Consider the following 14,835-nt stretch of genomic DNA (forward strand, 5'->3'; position numbering starts at 1 on the left):
GCGACAACCCGGCGAGGAGACACGATGATCCTGCTGCTCTCGACCTCGGACACCGACCTGCTCACGGCCTCGGCGGCCGACGAGGGCAACGCGTCGCCCGACGCGTCGGTGTCCTACCGCGGCGCGAATCCCTCTCGCATCCTGATCGAGGACATCCCGCGTCTCGCCGCCGACGCCGACCTCATCGTCGTGCGCATCCTGGGCGGTGTACGCGCCTGGGAGGACGGGCTGGCTGCGGTCGAGGCGACCGGCAAGCCGCTCGTCGTCTGCTCCGGTGAGCAGCAGCCCGACCCCGATCTGATGGCGCACTCCACGGTGCCCTCCGGCGTCGCCGCCCAGGCCCACGACTATCTCGCCGCGGGCGGCGTCGCCAACCTCGTGAATCTGCACCACTTCCTGTCCGACACCATCCTGCTCACCGGCAACGGTTTCGAACTCCCGCAGCAGACGCCCGCGTGGGGCGTGCTCGAACGTTCTCCGGCCGCCTCCTCTCCGCTCCCTGAGGCGCGAGGAGCGGAAGCCGACCCTTCTTTGCTCCCTGAGGTGCGAGGAGCGCAAGCGACGAGCCACGAAGGGCCCGACGCCCCGACCATCGCGGTCCTCTACTACCGCGCCCAGCACCTGGCGGGCAACACGCGGTACATCGCCGCGCTGTGCGATGCGATCGAGGACCGCGGGGCCCGTGCGCTGCCGATCTTCTGCGCCTCGCTGCGGACTGCGCCCGACGACCTCCTCGAACTGCTCGGTACCGCCGACGCCCTCGTGGTCACGGTGCTGGCCGCCGGTGGCGCCACCCCGGCCACCGCTTCGGCCGGCGGCGACGACGAGGCGTGGAACATCGAACGTCTCGCCGCCCTCGACATCCCGATCCTGCAGGGTCTCTGCCTCACCGGGTCCCGCGCGGACTGGGAGGACAGCGATGACGGCCTGTCGCCACTCGACGTCGCCACCCAGGTGGCGGTGCCCGAGTTCGACGGCCGCATCATCACCGTGCCGTTCTCCTTCAAGGAGTTCGACGACGACGGATTGCCCTGGTACCAGCCGGATCTCGAGCGCTGCGCACGGGTGGCGGGGATCGCCACCGCGCACGCCCGGTTGCGTCGGACCCCGGCCGCCGACAAGCGGATCGCGGTCATGCTGTCGGCCTACCCGACCAAGCACGCGCGGATCGGCAACGCCGTCGGTCTCGACACCCCGCGCAGCCTGCTGCGCCTTCTCGCCGCGATGCGCGATGCCGGCTACGACATCGGCCCGGAGGCCGGCCCGGACGCGATCCCCGGTCTCGCCGACGATGATTCAGATGCGCTGATCCACCAGATCATCGCCACCGGTGGTCAGGATGCCGACTGGCTGACCGAGGAGACCCTCGCCGCCAACCCGATCCGCCTGTCCGCGCGCGACTACCGGTCGTGGTTCGACACCCTGCCCGAAGGACTGCGCGCGGCGGTCACCGAGCACTGGGGACCCGCTCCGGGCGACCTGTTCGTCGACCGCACGCACAATCCCGACGGCGACATCGTCATCGCGGCATTGACCTTCGGCAACATCGCGATCATGGTGCAGCCGCCGCGCGGGTTCGGCGAGAACCCGGTCGCGATCTACCACGATCCGGATCTGCCGCCGTCGCACCACTATCTGGCCTCGTACCGGTGGATCGCGGCGCACGACAACGGCTTCGGCGCCGACGCCATCGTGCATGTCGGCAAACACGGCAACCTGGAGTGGCTGCCCGGTAAGAACCTCGGCATGTCGGCGGACTGCGGGACCGACGCCGCCCTCGGCGACCTCCCGCTCGTCTACCCGTTCCTGGTGAACGACCCGGGCGAGGGGACGCAGGCCAAGCGCCGCGCTCATGCGGTTCTCGTCGACCATCTGATCCCGCCGATGGCACGCGCCGAGTCCTACGGCGACATCGCCCGGCTGGAACAGCTTCTCGACGAGCACGCCAACATCTCCGCCCTCGACCCGGCGAAGCTGCCCGCGATCCGCCAGCAGATCTGGACACTGCTGACCGCGGCGAAGATGGACTCCGATCTCGGGCTCACCGAACGGCCCGACGAAGAGGTCTTCGACGACATGCTGCTGCACGTCGACGGGTGGCTGTGCGAGATCAAGGACGTGCAGATCCGTGACGGGCTGCACGTGCTCGGCGAGCCCCCGCGCGACGACGCCGAGGTCGACCTGGTCCTCGCCATGCTGCGTGCGCGCCAGCTCTGGGGCGGCACGTCGGCCCTGCCCGGCCTGCGCGAGGCCCTCGGACTCGTCGAAGACGGCTCGGCCGAGCGCGGTTCCGTCGACGCCGTCGAGGCGCAGGCCCGCGAACTCGTCGCCGCCTGCGCGAAGGACGACTGGTCGACCGAAGCGGTTGCCGCGGCCACCGCGGGACTGCCCAGCGCGGTCGGGGATGTGCTCACCTTCGCGGCGACCGAGGTCGTCCCGCGCCTGCGTCAGACGACCGGCGAGGTCCCGCGGGTGCTGCACGCCTTGGACGGCGGGTTCATCCCGGCCGGACCGAGCGGGTCACCGCTGCGCGGGCTGATCAACGTGCTGCCGACCGGACGCAACTTCTACTCGGTCGACCCGAAGGCCGTGCCCTCGCGGCTGGCGTGGGAGACCGGCCGCGCGATGGCCGACTCTCTGCTCGAGCGCTACCTGACCGACCACGGCGAATACCCGGCGTCGGTGGGGCTGTCGGTGTGGGGGACCAGCGCCATGCGCACCTCGGGTGACGACGTCGCCGAGGTGCTCGCGCTGCTCGGGGTCATGCCGGTGTGGGACGAGATGTCGCGGCGGGTCTCCTCGCTCGAGCTCATCGGCCTCGAGGAACTCGGACGTCCCCGCATCGATGTCACCGTCCGCATCTCCGGCTTCTTCCGGGATGCCTTCCCGCACGTCGTCACGATGCTCGACGACGCGGTCGCGCTCGCCGCGGCCGCTGACGACGAGTCCGACGAGCAGAACTTCGTTGCGGCACACGTGCGCGCCGCGATGTCCGAGCACGGCGACCGGCGTCGGGCCGTGACACGTGTCTTCGGTTCCAAGCCCGGCACCTACGGCGCCGGCATCCTGCAACTCATCGACTCACGGGACTGGCGCAGCGACGAGGACCTGGCGCGTGTCTACACCGAGTGGGGGGGTTACGCCTACGGACGCGACCTCGACGGTGTACCCGCGGTCGACGACATGCGCGCCGCGTACAAGCGGATCGCCGTGGCGGCCAAGAACACCGACACCCGCGAACACGACATCGCCGACTCCGACGACTACTTCCAGTACCACGGCGGCATGGTCGCGACCGTTCGCGCACTGACCGGTTCCTCGCCCGAGGCCTACATCGGCGACAGCACCCGCCCCGACTCCGTCCGCACCCGCACGCTGTCGGAGGAGACCAGCCGGGTGTTCCGCGCCCGCGTCGTCAACCCACGCTGGATCTCGGCGATGCAGCGCCACGGATACAAGGGTGCGTTCGAGATGGCCGCCACGGTCGATTACCTCTTCGGGTACGACGCGACCACCGACGTCGTCGCCGACTGGATGTACGAGAAACTCACCGAGTCCTACGTCCTCGACGAGACGAACCAGCAGTTCATGCAGCAGTCCAACCCCTGGGCACTGCACGGCATCGCCGAACGTCTCCTCGAGGCCGTCGAGCGCGACATGTGGCGCGAACCGCCGGCCGAGCTCCTCGACGCCCTGCGCACCGTCTACCTCCAGACCGAGGGCGACATCGAGGGCCGCGGCGAGGACGCCTCTGCCGGCTGAGCCGCCCACCGCCGGCTGAGCCGCCCACCGCCGGCTGAGCCGCCCACCGCCGGCTGAGCCGCCCACCGCCGGCTCAGCCGCCCAGCGCTGGTTGAGCTTGTCGAAACCACCCCCCGGGACAAAACCGCGTCGTCGTTCGTTGTCCACGCAGACCCTGACGTCAACGGGTGCCGAAGGGCACCGAAGGACAGGTGAAGCATGATGGCTCTCCGCTGGTTCGCGGCCTATGCCGTGCTGGAGATCGCCGCATTCGTCGCGATGGTCATGACCCTCGGATTCGGCTGGGCGGTGTTGATCAGCCTCGCCGCCGTGGTCCTCGGATTCGTCGTCCTGCGCTGGCAGGGCGGCAAGGTCTTCGACGAGCTGCGCCGCGCGTCGAGAAACGAGGTCGACGCCCGCGCCCCGCTGGCCGACACCGCGCTCGTCGCCGTGTCGACCATCCTTTTGGTCGTTCCGGGCGTCGTGTCGACCGTGGCCGGGACCCTACTGCTGTTCCCGCCCACCCGTCGGGTGATGCGTCCGGCCGTCGCCGCGGTGGGTGCCCGCCGTGTGGCGACCGCGATGGACCGGGCCGGGATGTACGCCACCGGTGTCTACGGCGCAGGACGTGGCGGAACCGTCGTCGAGGGCACGGTCGTGGAGTCCGACACGCCCGAGCCGGGATCTTCGTCGTCCCCGTACGGGACCCGAGGTCTGCCGCAGGGCCACTGAACAGGTCCTGATCTGCGCCCGAGCGCAGCACAACCCACCGCGGTCCCGGAACACACGCACCCGGACCCCTCGCCACCCTCCTCCGACGGCAAGGCACACTGAACGATCGTGGCAACCCAACTGCTTCTCGGCGGCGCCGTGTACTCGCCGGCGGCCCCCGACGCGACCGCGATGGCCGTGACCGACGGAATCGTCGTCTGGGTCGGGACCGACGACGTCGGCCGCGCACTCCATCCCGACGCCGAGGTCATCGACCTCGCCGGACACTTCGTCAGTCCCGGGTTCGTCGACTCCCACGTCCACCTGACGTCCACCGGGCTCGGACTCGACGGCCTCACCCTGAACGAGGCGTCGAGCCGCACGCACTGCCTGCGGCTGGTGGAGAAGGCCGTGGCCGCCGAATCCGCCCATGACGGAGGCGACCTCATCTGGGGTCTCGGCTGGGACGACTCGACCTGGGCGGGCGCCGAACCCGACGACGGTCGCTTCCCGACGACCACCGAGCTCGACGCCGTCGTCGGGACCAGGCCGGTCTACCTCGCCCGGATCGACGAGCACTCCGCGGTGGCATCCACCGCGCTACGACGCCTGATCCCGGACCTGGCCGACGCCGTCGGGTATCACCCGGAGGAGCCGCTGGTCGCCGAGGCCCACCATCTCGTCCGGGGCGCGGCCCGTCTTCTGGTCACCGCGGCGCATCGTGAGCGTGCACAACGCCGCGCGCTCGACGGGGCCGCCGCCCACGGGGTGGTGGCCGTGCACGAGAACGGCGGACCGGACATCAGCGGCATGGACGACTTCCTCGCGCTCGCCGAACTCGACCATCCCGTCGAGATCCGGCGCTACTGGGGCCAGGCCGTCACCGACGCCGACCACGCCCGCGAACTGATGTCGATCACCCGGGCCGATGCCCTGGGCGGTGACCTGTTCATCGACGGTGCCATCGGCTCCCACACCGCGTGGCTCTCGGAGCCCTACACCGACGATCCGCACACCAGCGGTATCAGCTACCTCGACGCCGAGGCGATCCGCGATCACCTGCGCGCCTGCACGATCGCAGGCATCCAGGCGGGCTTCCACGTCATCGGCGACGCCGCGACCGGTGTGGTCGTCGGCGCACTCGCCGAACTCGCCGACGAACTCGGCACGCCCGCGCTCGCCCGCTGTGCGCACCGGCTCGAACACGCCGAGATGGTCACCGCCGCCGACGCCGAGGTCCTCGCCCGCTGCGGCGTCATCGCCAGCATGCAACCGTTGTTCGACGCCGAATGGGGCGGTCCCGGCGACCTGTACGACGCCCGTCTCGGGGCGAGCCGCGCGGCCACCCTCAACGACTTCGCGATGCTGGCCAAAACCGGTGTCGCCCTGGCGTTCTCGTCAGACGCGCCGGTGACGGCCATCGACCCGTGGTCGACCATCCGGGCCGCTGTGCACCATCATCAGCCGACCAACGCGATCTCGGCGCGCGGCGCGTTCGCCGCGACGACCCGCGGCGGCTGGCGGGCCGGGGGAGTCAACGACGGTGTCACCGGGACCCTGACGCCCGGCGCCCCGGCGAGTTACGCGGTGTGGGAGGTCGACGAGCTCGTCGTCGCCGGATCCCACGAGAAGGTCCAGCGCTGGTCGACCGATCCGCGGTCGCGGGTGCCCGCGCTGCCGGACGTCTCACCGGGGGCCGCGCTGCCGCGCTGCGTACGCACCGTGCACCGGGGCCGGACCCTGTACGACCGGGACGCCGGGTGAGTCCCCCGCGGGTCTCCCGATCCCGGATCTCACGGTCCTGGCTCGCACGTACCGGGACCGCCGCCGCCGCGGGTGTCGCGATGTGGGCCGCGTTCCCACCCCGCAACTGGTGGTTCCTCGCGGTCCTCGCCCTCGGCCTGTTGTTCGCCGCACTCTTCGTCGGGTCGCCCCGGGTGCGCACCGGCGCGTGGATCGGCTTCATCTTCGGGCTGGCGTTTTTCGTGCCGCTGTTGCCGTGGATCGGCGTGTACGTCGGTCCACTCCCGTGGCTCGCCCTGGCCGCGGTGCTCGCCGTCTATCTCGCGCTGTTCGGCGCGATCGCCACCCTGACGATGCGGCTTCCGGTGCCTCCGGTGTGGTTCACGCTGTCGTGGGTGCTCGTCGAAGCGCTCCGTTCCGCCTTTCCGTTCGGCGGGTTTCCTTGGGGGAGAACCGCATTCAGTCAGGTCGACGGACCGCTGCTGCCGCTGGCCTCGGTGCTCGGCGCGCCGGGGTTGTCAGCAGGTGTCGCGCTGTTCGGCTCCGCGGTCGCCTGGCTGCTCGTGATCCTCACCCGGGCGTACCGGCGCACGACGACCGTCTCCGACCCCGAGCACGCCGACGGCCCGGGGCCGTCCACCGAACGTTCCTCGGGCGTGGTGCGCATCGCGACCGCCGCGGTGGCCATCGCGCTGCTCGCACCGATCGCGGCCATCGCGGCGACCCCCGCCAGCCTCGACCGCAACATCGCGACGTCCTCGGCCCGGATCGGTGCCATCCAGGGCAATGTCCCGCGACTGGGTCTGGATTTCAACGCCCAGCGGCGCGCTGTCCTCGACAATCATGTCCGCACCACGATGTCCTACGGCCGGGCGATCGACACCGGGCAGACAGAGCAGCCCGACTTCGTCCTGTGGCCGGAGAACGCCTCGGACATCTCGCCGCTGGACAACGCAGACGCGGCCGCCGGGATCACCGCGGCCTCCGCGGCCGTCGACGCGCCGATCCTGGTCGGCACGCTCATCCGCAACCCCGATGGCCGACCCACCAATTCGGTCCTGGTCTGGGACGGCGCGCAGGGCCCGGTCGACCGCTACGACAAGCACATCGTCCAGCCGTTCGGCGAGTACCTCCCGTGGCGGCCGTTCTTCCGCCTCTTCTCGTCGTATGCAGACATGGCCGGAGACTTCCGCCCCGGCACCGGACCCACGGTGGTCGACGTGCCCGGTCGCTCGGGGACGGTGACCGTCGGTGTCGCGACCTGCTGGGAGGTCGCCTTCGACCGGGCCGCTCGGCAATCCGTCCGGGACGGCGCGCAGATGCTGTTCGTGCCCACCAACAACGCGACCTTCGGCCGGACCGAGATGACCTACCAGCAGTTGGCCATGTCACAGGTCCGGGCCGTCGAACACGGGCGGTCCGTGGTCGTCGCGGCCACCAGTGGGGTGAGCGCCGTCATCGAGCCGGACGGATCCATCAGCCAGCAGTCCGGCATATTCACCGCGGACGTGCTGACCGGGCGTCTGCCACTCCATGAGGACATGACTCTCGCGACCCGCCTGGGCCCCTGGCCGGAGGTGGTCGCGATCATCGCCGCGGTGGCCGGGCTTTTGTTTGCGCTGCGCTCGCGTACTAGGTTCTCACTCAGGCCACGCAGGGTCGCCGCACGGGCGACCGGTGACACGAAGGAGCTCGATGGCATCGGGGATTGACGCCACGGCAGGGCAGCGGCGGCCCGACGACGCGCCGCAACGCGTGGTCGGCGCCGACGGCACGGGCGCACTCGTCGTCGTGCCGACGTTCAACGAGCGCGACAACCTGCCGCTCATCATCGGACGTCTACAGGACGTGCTGCCAGGGGCGCATGTCCTCGTGGTCGACGACTCGAGCCCGGACGGCACGGGCGATGTCGCCGACGACCTTGCTCGCGCCGACGCGGCGACCCGGGTCCATGTCATGCACCGCGTCGACAAGGACGGCCTGGGCAAGGCGTACCTCGCCGGCTTCGCGTGGGGACTCGACCGCGACTACGCCGTCATCGTCGAGATGGACGCGGACGGTAGCCACGCGCCTGAGCAGCTGCACCGCCTGTTCGACGCCGTCAACGACGGCGCGGATCTCGTGATCGGGTCCCGCTATGTCCCGGGCGGCAAGCTGGTGAACTGGCCGAAGCGCCGGGAGTTCCTCTCCCGCGGTGCCAACACCTATGCCCGTCTGGCTCTCGGTGCGGGCGTCCACGACATCACCGCCGGGTTCCGCGCCTATCGCCGCATCGTGCTGGAGAAGATCCAGCTCGACACCGTCGAGTCCGCGGGTTACTGCTTCCAGATCGACCTGGCGTGGCGCACGGTGCGTGCCGGCTTCGACGTCCGCGAGGTTCCGATCACCTTCACCGAACGTGAGATCGGGGTGTCCAAGATGAGCGGCGGCGTGATGTCCGAGGCGTTCACGATGGTCGCCCGCTGGGGAGTCCAGAGCCGCCTCGAGCGCTGGGGACTCGTCCGGACGCGATGATCCGCTGAGCAGACGGACAGACCCGGCAGGATGTCCTGCCGGGTCTGTTCGGTTCCGGGCGTCGGGCGCCCGCGGGTGTCAGTTGGTGATGCCCTTGCGCCGCTGCTTGAGCAGGTCGAGGCGCTCGTTGAGCAGCACTTCGAGCTCTTCCTCGCTGCGACGCTCGAGCAGCATGTCCCAGTGCGTACGCGGCGGCTTGGTCTTCTTCTCCTCGGGCTCGGCGCCCTCGAGGATGGTGCCTTCCATGCCGTTCTTGCACGGCCACTTCGACGGGACCTCCGCGTCGTCGGCGAACGGCACGTCGAAGATCTCGCCGTTGTCGGTGCGGTACTGGACGATGCGTCGTGGCGCGAGGTCGTGGTCACGATCGGTCTCGTAGCTCACCGCGCCGAGGCGGCTACCCCGAAGTACTCGATCTGCCATGAAGGGTTCCTCTCAACTTCGTCGGATCTCCCGGTCTGCCGGGAGATCTCTGTTGCATTCCAGGTTCGCGCGCAACGCTGCGCGCGACTTTCGGGTCGTCAACAGGAACATTCTACGCGCATTCCTGCGTGGGTTCGCCACCGGCGACGACCCGTGTTGTCCACCGCGGTCCGCGGGGCCGCCGCCGGGAGCGCAGCGAGCGGGGCGAGTGTGTGCCGCCGCCGGGAGCGCAGCGAGCGGGGCGAGTGTGTGCCGCCGCCGGGAGCGCAGCGAGCGGGGCCGGTCGTGACAGCGGTACGGTCTCGGTGTGGAACCAGGCACTACGCACGGCGTACAAACGGGCGCATCGCGTCGGCGTCGGCCGTACGCCTGCGCCTGGTGCGGCCGCACGATGGTGGACTCCGAGATGGGGCGTCGGCGGAAGTACTGCAAGCGATCGTGCAGGCAGCGTGCTTACGAGCAGAGAACGCTGCTGGAGGGCACGTCCATTCCCGACGACGCGGTGATCCTCTCCTCGGCCGAGGCCGCCGACTTCGGCGACCGGATGTTCGCGCTGCGGTGCGCCGCGGAGGACCTCGGCACCGCGGTGGCCGAAGGTGCCGGACACGACGTGCTGGCCGACCTCACCGACACGCTGCTCGAACTCGCGCGGGAAGCCGAGAAGCTGCGGTGACCGCGCGCATCTTCGCGCCCTCGCTCGTCGTCACGCTCGTGGCGCTGGTCGTCGCCTACCTCTACCTCGGCTGGACCGGCCTCGCCCTGTGCGCCATCCTCGGCGTGCTCGAGGTGTCCCTGTCGTTCGACAACGCGGTCATCAACGCGACGATCCTCGAACGGATGAGCGCGTTCTGGCAGAAGATGTTCCTCACCGTCGGCGTGCTCATCGCCGTGTTCGGCATGCGTCTCCTGTTCCCGCTGGTCATCGTGTGGATCACCGGAGGTCTCAACCCCGTCGAGGCGCTCGACCTGGCGATGAACCCGCCGCCCGAGGGGCAGACGCATTTCGCCGACGGCCAGCCCAGCTACGAGACGATCCTCACCGAGGCCCACCCGCAGATCGCGGCGTTCGGCGGGATGTTCCTCCTGCTCCTGTTCCTCAACTTCGTGCTGGCCGAGCGCCCGCAGACCTGGCTCACGTGGCTCGAGAAGCCGCTCGCCACGCTCGGCAAGCTCGACCAGCTCGCGGTCGTACTGGCCGCCCTCGCGCTGGTTCTCACCGCCGAGTTCCTGGCGCCGGACGAGAGCCGCGCGACCGTCCTGATCGCCGGGATCCTGGGCATGGTCACCTACATCACCGTCGACGGGCTCAGCTCGCTGTTCATGGCCGAGCCGGGATCGGACGGGCCGGAATCAGACGGGCCCGACTCACACAGGTCCGGATCGGACGGCTCCGGTCCGCACCCGGTCACCGTCGCCACCGGCAAGGCCGGGTTCTTCCTGTTCCTCTATCTCGAGCTCCTGGACGCGTCGTTCTCCTTCGACGGGGTGATCGGCGCCTTCGCCATCACCTCCGACCCGATCATCATCGCGTTGGGGCTCGGATTCATCGGCGCGATGTTCGTGCGGTCCATCACGATCTACCTTGTCCGCAAGGGCACGCTGGGGGAGTACCGCTACCTCGAATACGGTGCGCACTGGGCCATCGGCGCGCTGGCCGCAATCCTGTTGATCAGCGTCGAGATCGAGATCAACGAGGTGATCACGGGGCTCGTCGGCGTGGCGTTCATCGGCGCGTCGCTCGCCAGCAGCATCCGCGCGAACCGGCGCGAAGCGCGTGCCGGGACCGGCGATCGACTGGCGGTCTGAGCTTCTCCGCGGCCGTCTTCGAACGTGCGATGAACATCTGCGGGACCTTTGGAATCAGCATGGGCCGCCTGCTGTCTTCTGTCGGTCGACAGGTGTAGAAATGACGACGTCGGTGACGTGTGTCACGCAGGAGCCGAAGCCGAGTGGCTCCGCGGCACAAGTCCGGGTTTCAGGTCGAAAACGCAGATTCGGTGGTCTTCATGGACAGCAAACAGCAGCAGATGATCCAGTTCGAGACGGACTGGTACTCCCTGGGCGGGGGCTCCTCCCGGCAGATCGTCGAGGAGTTCGGCCTCACCGATCGGGACTTCTTCTCCCAGGTCGACCGCCTCGTCGACTCCGACCCGCCGTCGGGATTGACCGCTGCGGAGCTGCGCCGCATGCGCCAGGTCATCCGCCGTCGGCTGTGGATGGCCCGCTGATCCCAGCCCGCACGCGGCTCGGGGGATAATCGACGGGTGCCCTTCTCCGATGACGATCTCGAAGCGTTCTATCGCGATGTCGAGGCACGCACGGCGTTCCGCGAGCAACCTCGACGCCGGCGCCGCGCCGGCATCGACTATCCGGCCTGCCCGACGCCTGACAAACTGCCGTTCGCCTCACCGGCCGACGCTCGTGAGGGCATCGATCGACTCCGTCGCCACCTCGTTGGTACCGCCCCGGAGCTGCGCTACTACGAGTGCTCCTGTCGCGCTTGGCATATCACCAGCTCGGCGCAACTGATCCATCGACGGGTGCCGCCGGCGCCGGCTCGTCGTCGGAAGGGTAAGAAGAAGCGGTGACGATTCCGCCCGCCGGCCCGCACGCACTCGTCGATCTCGCGAGCGACGACCCGTCGACGACCGCCGAGACCTACCAGCGGTTGCTCGGACACGAGGTCGGTACGGGCGCCGACGGCCGGCGAGTGGTGAACCTCGGCAACGTCGCCCTCTCGATGCGGCTGTCGGCCGGCGAGCCCGACACCCACGACGTGTACTTCACGGTCGACGACATCACGGCGTCCCGGCGTCTACTCGGCCGGCGCGGGTATCCGCTCGCGGACACCGTCCTCGGAGCGCTGGGTGAGACCAGTCCGGTCGGGATCGCCGAACGACCCGAATCCGGGGCGGCCGTTGACGGCGATCTGACCGGCCTCGACCATCTGGTCTTCACCTGCGACAACCGCGATGTCGCCGTCGCGCTGTTCGCCGGCACCTTCGGCCTCGATTTCCGTCTCGACCAGCCGATCGGGCAGGACGCCCGTCAGCTGTTCTTCCGGCGCGACGACCTGATCGTCGAGGTCGTCGCCGCGCCCCGCCCGCCGGCCGACCCGGTGCCGTCGTCGCCGGTCTTGCTCTGGGGTGTGGCATGGCGGTCGACCGATGTGGACACGACCCACGCGCGTCTGACGGCCGACGGACTCGATCTCAGCGAGGTCCGCAGCGGACGCAAGAAGGGCACGCGGATCTTCACGGTTCGCCACCGCGAACTCGCCACGCGGACCGTGGTCATCGGCCCCGACGCCGGAGCCGACTCGCTTCAGTAGCCGAAATCCGACAAAAGGTGGGTTTTCGGGAACGCCTGCGCTAATCTGACTACGAATGTTGTCGAATTAGTAGTATCCGAGACCGATGTTGGGGGCACCATGACCGCGGTACACGAAGAACGGACAGCGTCCGAACCCGCAGCGAGTGACTTCGTGGCGGGCGAGCCGCTGCTCAACCACCGCGACGACGAGATCGAACTGATCCCGCCGGACTCGCTGACCGCCAAGCTCACCGGCATGTACACGTTCCTCCCGATCAACGGGGCGGCGTTCGTGATGCAGGTGATGCACCCCGTCATCGGCGATGTCGTCGACAAGTATTCAGTCTTCCGCACCGATCCCGTGGGACGTGCGATCCGCTCCGCCGACTCGGTGCTGCGCTGGACCTACGGCGGTCAGGAGGCTCTCGAGGAGGGCAAGCGTCTCCGCAAGCTGCACCAGCCGCTGCAGATGCGCAACTCGGAGGGCAAGCACATCAGTGCACTCAACCCGGAGGCGTACGCCTGGGTGATCGCCACCGCGCTACCCACGATCGAGACCGCCGCGCCGCTGGTGCTGGGCCGGCACTTCACCCTCGAGGAGCGCAAAGAACTCCTGCGGGACAACCGCCGCATCGCCAAGATCGTCCAGGTACCGATGAAGAACTACCCCGAGACCCTCGAGGAGTTCGACGAGTACTTCGACGATTTCATCGAGAACAAGCTCGTCCGGCACCCGGTCGCGCTGGAACTGATCGGTCAGATGCGCGCCGCGCCCGTCGTCCCGAAGTCGGTGCCCAAGGCGTTGCGCCCCGCCGTGAAGAAGGCCGCTGCCACCGCGTCGGTGCCGTTCCAGAACTTCAACTACCTGACCACCGTCGGCGTCATGGATCCGCGCGTGCGGGAGATCCTGGGCCTGAGCTGGTCCGACGCCGAGCAGCGTCACCTCGAGCGGATTCATCGCAATCTACGATTCGCCTACCGCACCCTGCCGGAGCGGCTGACGTACTTCCCGCTGGCCTATCACGCCCGGCGTCATCACGACGCGATCCAGGCCATGAAGGTTCGCGAGAAGGCAAGCGCTGCCTACCAGTACCACCCCAAAGAGGGTGCGGCGCACCAGGGCTGAGCGCTCCCGGTCGGTCTGGTCACGTCGTCGGGGGCGTGACCAGACCGACGACATGGTCGGCAATCGCCAACGATGACGTGATGCCCGGCGACTCGATACCGAAGAGGTTGACCAGGCCCGCGATGCCGTGTGACCGCGGCCCCTGGATCACGAAGTCACCGGCACCGGCACCCGGCCCGGCGACCTTGGGCCGGATCCCGGCGTAGGCGGGCACCAGGGCGTTGGCCGGCAAGTGCGGCCAGTACGTGCGGATGGCTCGTTCGAATGCGTCGGCGCGCGCCTCGTCGACGGCGTAGTCGAGTACCTCTCCGGCAATCGTCTCGTCGGGGGACGAGTTCAGCCATTCGACGTCGGGGCCGAATCGGGCCTCGCCGGCGAGATCCATCGTGAAGTGCACGCCCAATCCGCCGTCGGCGGGGATCGGGTAGACGAGGTGACGGAACGGCGCCCGGACGCCGGACAACCCGAAGTAATTCCCCTTGGCGAGGAAGCGCGGCGGGATCCGGCCGCCGAAGCCGGCCAGCGCCCGGGCCACCTCCCACGCGCCGATCCCGGCACAGTTGACGAGCGTCCGGGCGGAGGCCGATTCGCCGTCCGATGTCTGCACGGTGACGCCGTGTGCGTTGATCTGTCCGCCGATCACTCTGCTGCGCAACGCGATCGCGCCACCGTGTGCCTCCAGGTCACGCACCAGTGCACGCACCACACCGTCGACGTCGACGATCCCGGTCGACGGTGAGAACAGTGCCGCGACGCCTTCGACCGCCGGTTCCCGGTCGCGCAGTTCGTCCACTCCGATCCGTCGAAGGTCGGAAACGCCGTTGGCCAGACCGTGTCGGAGCAAGACGTCGAGGCGTTCGCTCTGAGTGCCGTCGGTGGCGACGATGAGTTTGCCCGGCCGCGCCCACGAGACGCCGTGCTCGTCGCAGAATCGGGTCAACTGCTCGCGACCGCGGACGCACAGTTCCGCCTTCAGGCTGCCCTCGGGGTAGTAGATGCCGGCGTGGATCACCTCCGAGCTCCGCGAGGTCGTCTGCGCGCCAACCGAATCGGTGGCCTCGAGAACGACGACGTCGCGTCCTCGCCGGGCGAATGCCCGCGCCACCGCCAGCCCGACGATGCCGCCGCCGATCACGAGGCAGTCGACCTCCACACGCTCCGTCGTCGCGTGCTCGGCCCGGTGGATGTGCGTCACTGCTCGTACCTCCTCGTCGCTTGTCGTCGAGTTCCGTCGGCCACGGTATCCGGGCAAACCCGGCGGCGTG

General features: G+C 69.3%; 13 protein-coding genes. 11 read left to right on the plus strand and 2 right to left on the minus strand.

Going from position 1 to position 14,835, the window contains the following annotated elements:
* The first annotated feature begins 24 nt into the window (after positions 1-24).
* The 5 genes from cobN to AS181_RS04785 all read left to right on the plus strand — a co-directional run bounded on the left by cobN (position 25) and on the right by AS181_RS04785 (position 8,709).
* On the plus strand, positions 25-3,762 hold the full coding sequence (gene cobN / locus AS181_RS04765) for a cobaltochelatase subunit CobN (RefSeq protein ID WP_058250444.1): 3,738 nt from the start codon (positions 25-27) through the stop codon (positions 3,760-3,762).
* 201 nt (positions 3,763-3,963) lie between these two features.
* Positions 3,964-4,473: an FxsA family protein gene (locus tag AS181_RS04770; RefSeq protein ID WP_058250590.1), complete on the plus strand. Its 510-nt coding sequence runs from the start codon at positions 3,964-3,966 to the stop codon at positions 4,471-4,473.
* Between the two features lie 108 nt (positions 4,474-4,581).
* Entirely contained in the window at positions 4,582-6,216 is a 1,635-nt protein-coding gene (locus AS181_RS04775) for an amidohydrolase (RefSeq protein ID WP_058250445.1), read from the plus strand.
* An 80-nt stretch (positions 6,217-6,296) separates the two neighbouring features.
* Positions 6,297-7,907, plus strand: a complete 1,611-nt coding sequence (gene lnt, locus AS181_RS04780) for an apolipoprotein N-acyltransferase (protein WP_442902775.1) — start codon at positions 6,297-6,299, stop codon at positions 7,905-7,907.
* Complete coding sequence (locus AS181_RS04785; protein WP_058250447.1) at positions 7,891-8,709, plus strand: polyprenol monophosphomannose synthase; 819 nt, start codon at positions 7,891-7,893, stop codon at positions 8,707-8,709. Before lnt ends, AS181_RS04785 begins: the two co-directional genes overlap by 17 nt.
* Positions 8,710-8,787: 78 nt before the next feature.
* Here the strand turns inward: AS181_RS04785 and AS181_RS04790 are convergent, their stop codons facing one another.
* Positions 8,788-9,132 (minus strand): RNA polymerase-binding protein RbpA, encoded by a 345-nt coding sequence (locus tag AS181_RS04790; protein WP_058250448.1) that lies wholly within the window; start codon positions 9,130-9,132, stop codon positions 8,788-8,790.
* A 391-nt stretch (positions 9,133-9,523) separates the two neighbouring features.
* On the opposite strand from AS181_RS04790, the gene AS181_RS04795 reads away from it, so the two are divergent.
* The 6 genes from AS181_RS04795 to AS181_RS04820 all read left to right on the plus strand — a co-directional run bounded on the left by AS181_RS04795 (position 9,524) and on the right by AS181_RS04820 (position 13,570).
* Positions 9,524-9,805 carry a hypothetical protein gene (locus AS181_RS04795; protein WP_058250449.1) on the plus strand — a complete coding sequence of 94 codons (282 nt, stop codon included), beginning with the start codon at positions 9,524-9,526 and terminating at the stop codon, positions 9,803-9,805.
* Positions 9,802-10,938, plus strand: coding sequence for a DUF475 domain-containing protein (locus AS181_RS04800; protein ID WP_058250450.1), 1,137 nt, complete (start codon positions 9,802-9,804; stop codon positions 10,936-10,938). The genes AS181_RS04795 and AS181_RS04800 overlap by 4 nt, the downstream gene beginning before the upstream one ends.
* A gap of 200 nt (positions 10,939-11,138) precedes the next feature.
* A complete protein-coding gene (locus AS181_RS04805) occupies positions 11,139-11,360 on the plus strand; it encodes a DUF3263 domain-containing protein (RefSeq protein ID WP_058250591.1) in 222 nt (73 codons plus the stop codon).
* Between the two features lie 36 nt (positions 11,361-11,396).
* Entirely contained in the window at positions 11,397-11,720 is a 324-nt protein-coding gene (locus AS181_RS04810) for a hypothetical protein (RefSeq protein WP_058250451.1), read from the plus strand.
* The gene (locus AS181_RS04815) at positions 11,717-12,463 is read left to right on the plus strand and encodes a VOC family protein (RefSeq protein ID WP_058250452.1); all 747 of its coding nucleotides are present in this window, start codon (positions 11,717-11,719) and stop codon (positions 12,461-12,463) included. The genes AS181_RS04810 and AS181_RS04815 overlap by 4 nt, the downstream gene beginning before the upstream one ends.
* 99 nt (positions 12,464-12,562) lie before the next feature.
* Positions 12,563-13,570 (plus strand): oxygenase MpaB family protein, encoded by a 1,008-nt coding sequence (locus AS181_RS04820; protein ID WP_058250453.1) that lies wholly within the window; start codon positions 12,563-12,565, stop codon positions 13,568-13,570.
* A 19-nt stretch (positions 13,571-13,589) separates the two neighbouring features.
* On the opposite strand, the gene AS181_RS04825 is transcribed toward AS181_RS04820, so the two are convergent.
* A complete protein-coding gene (locus AS181_RS04825) occupies positions 13,590-14,822 on the minus strand; it encodes an NAD(P)/FAD-dependent oxidoreductase (RefSeq protein WP_082652864.1) in 1,233 nt (410 codons plus the stop codon).
* Positions 14,823-14,835 lie beyond the last annotated feature (13 nt).

It is taken from the genome of Gordonia sp. SGD-V-85 (genome assembly GCF_001456905.1).
In the GTDB taxonomy this organism is placed as follows: domain Bacteria; phylum Actinomycetota; class Actinomycetes; order Mycobacteriales; family Mycobacteriaceae; genus Gordonia; species Gordonia hongkongensis.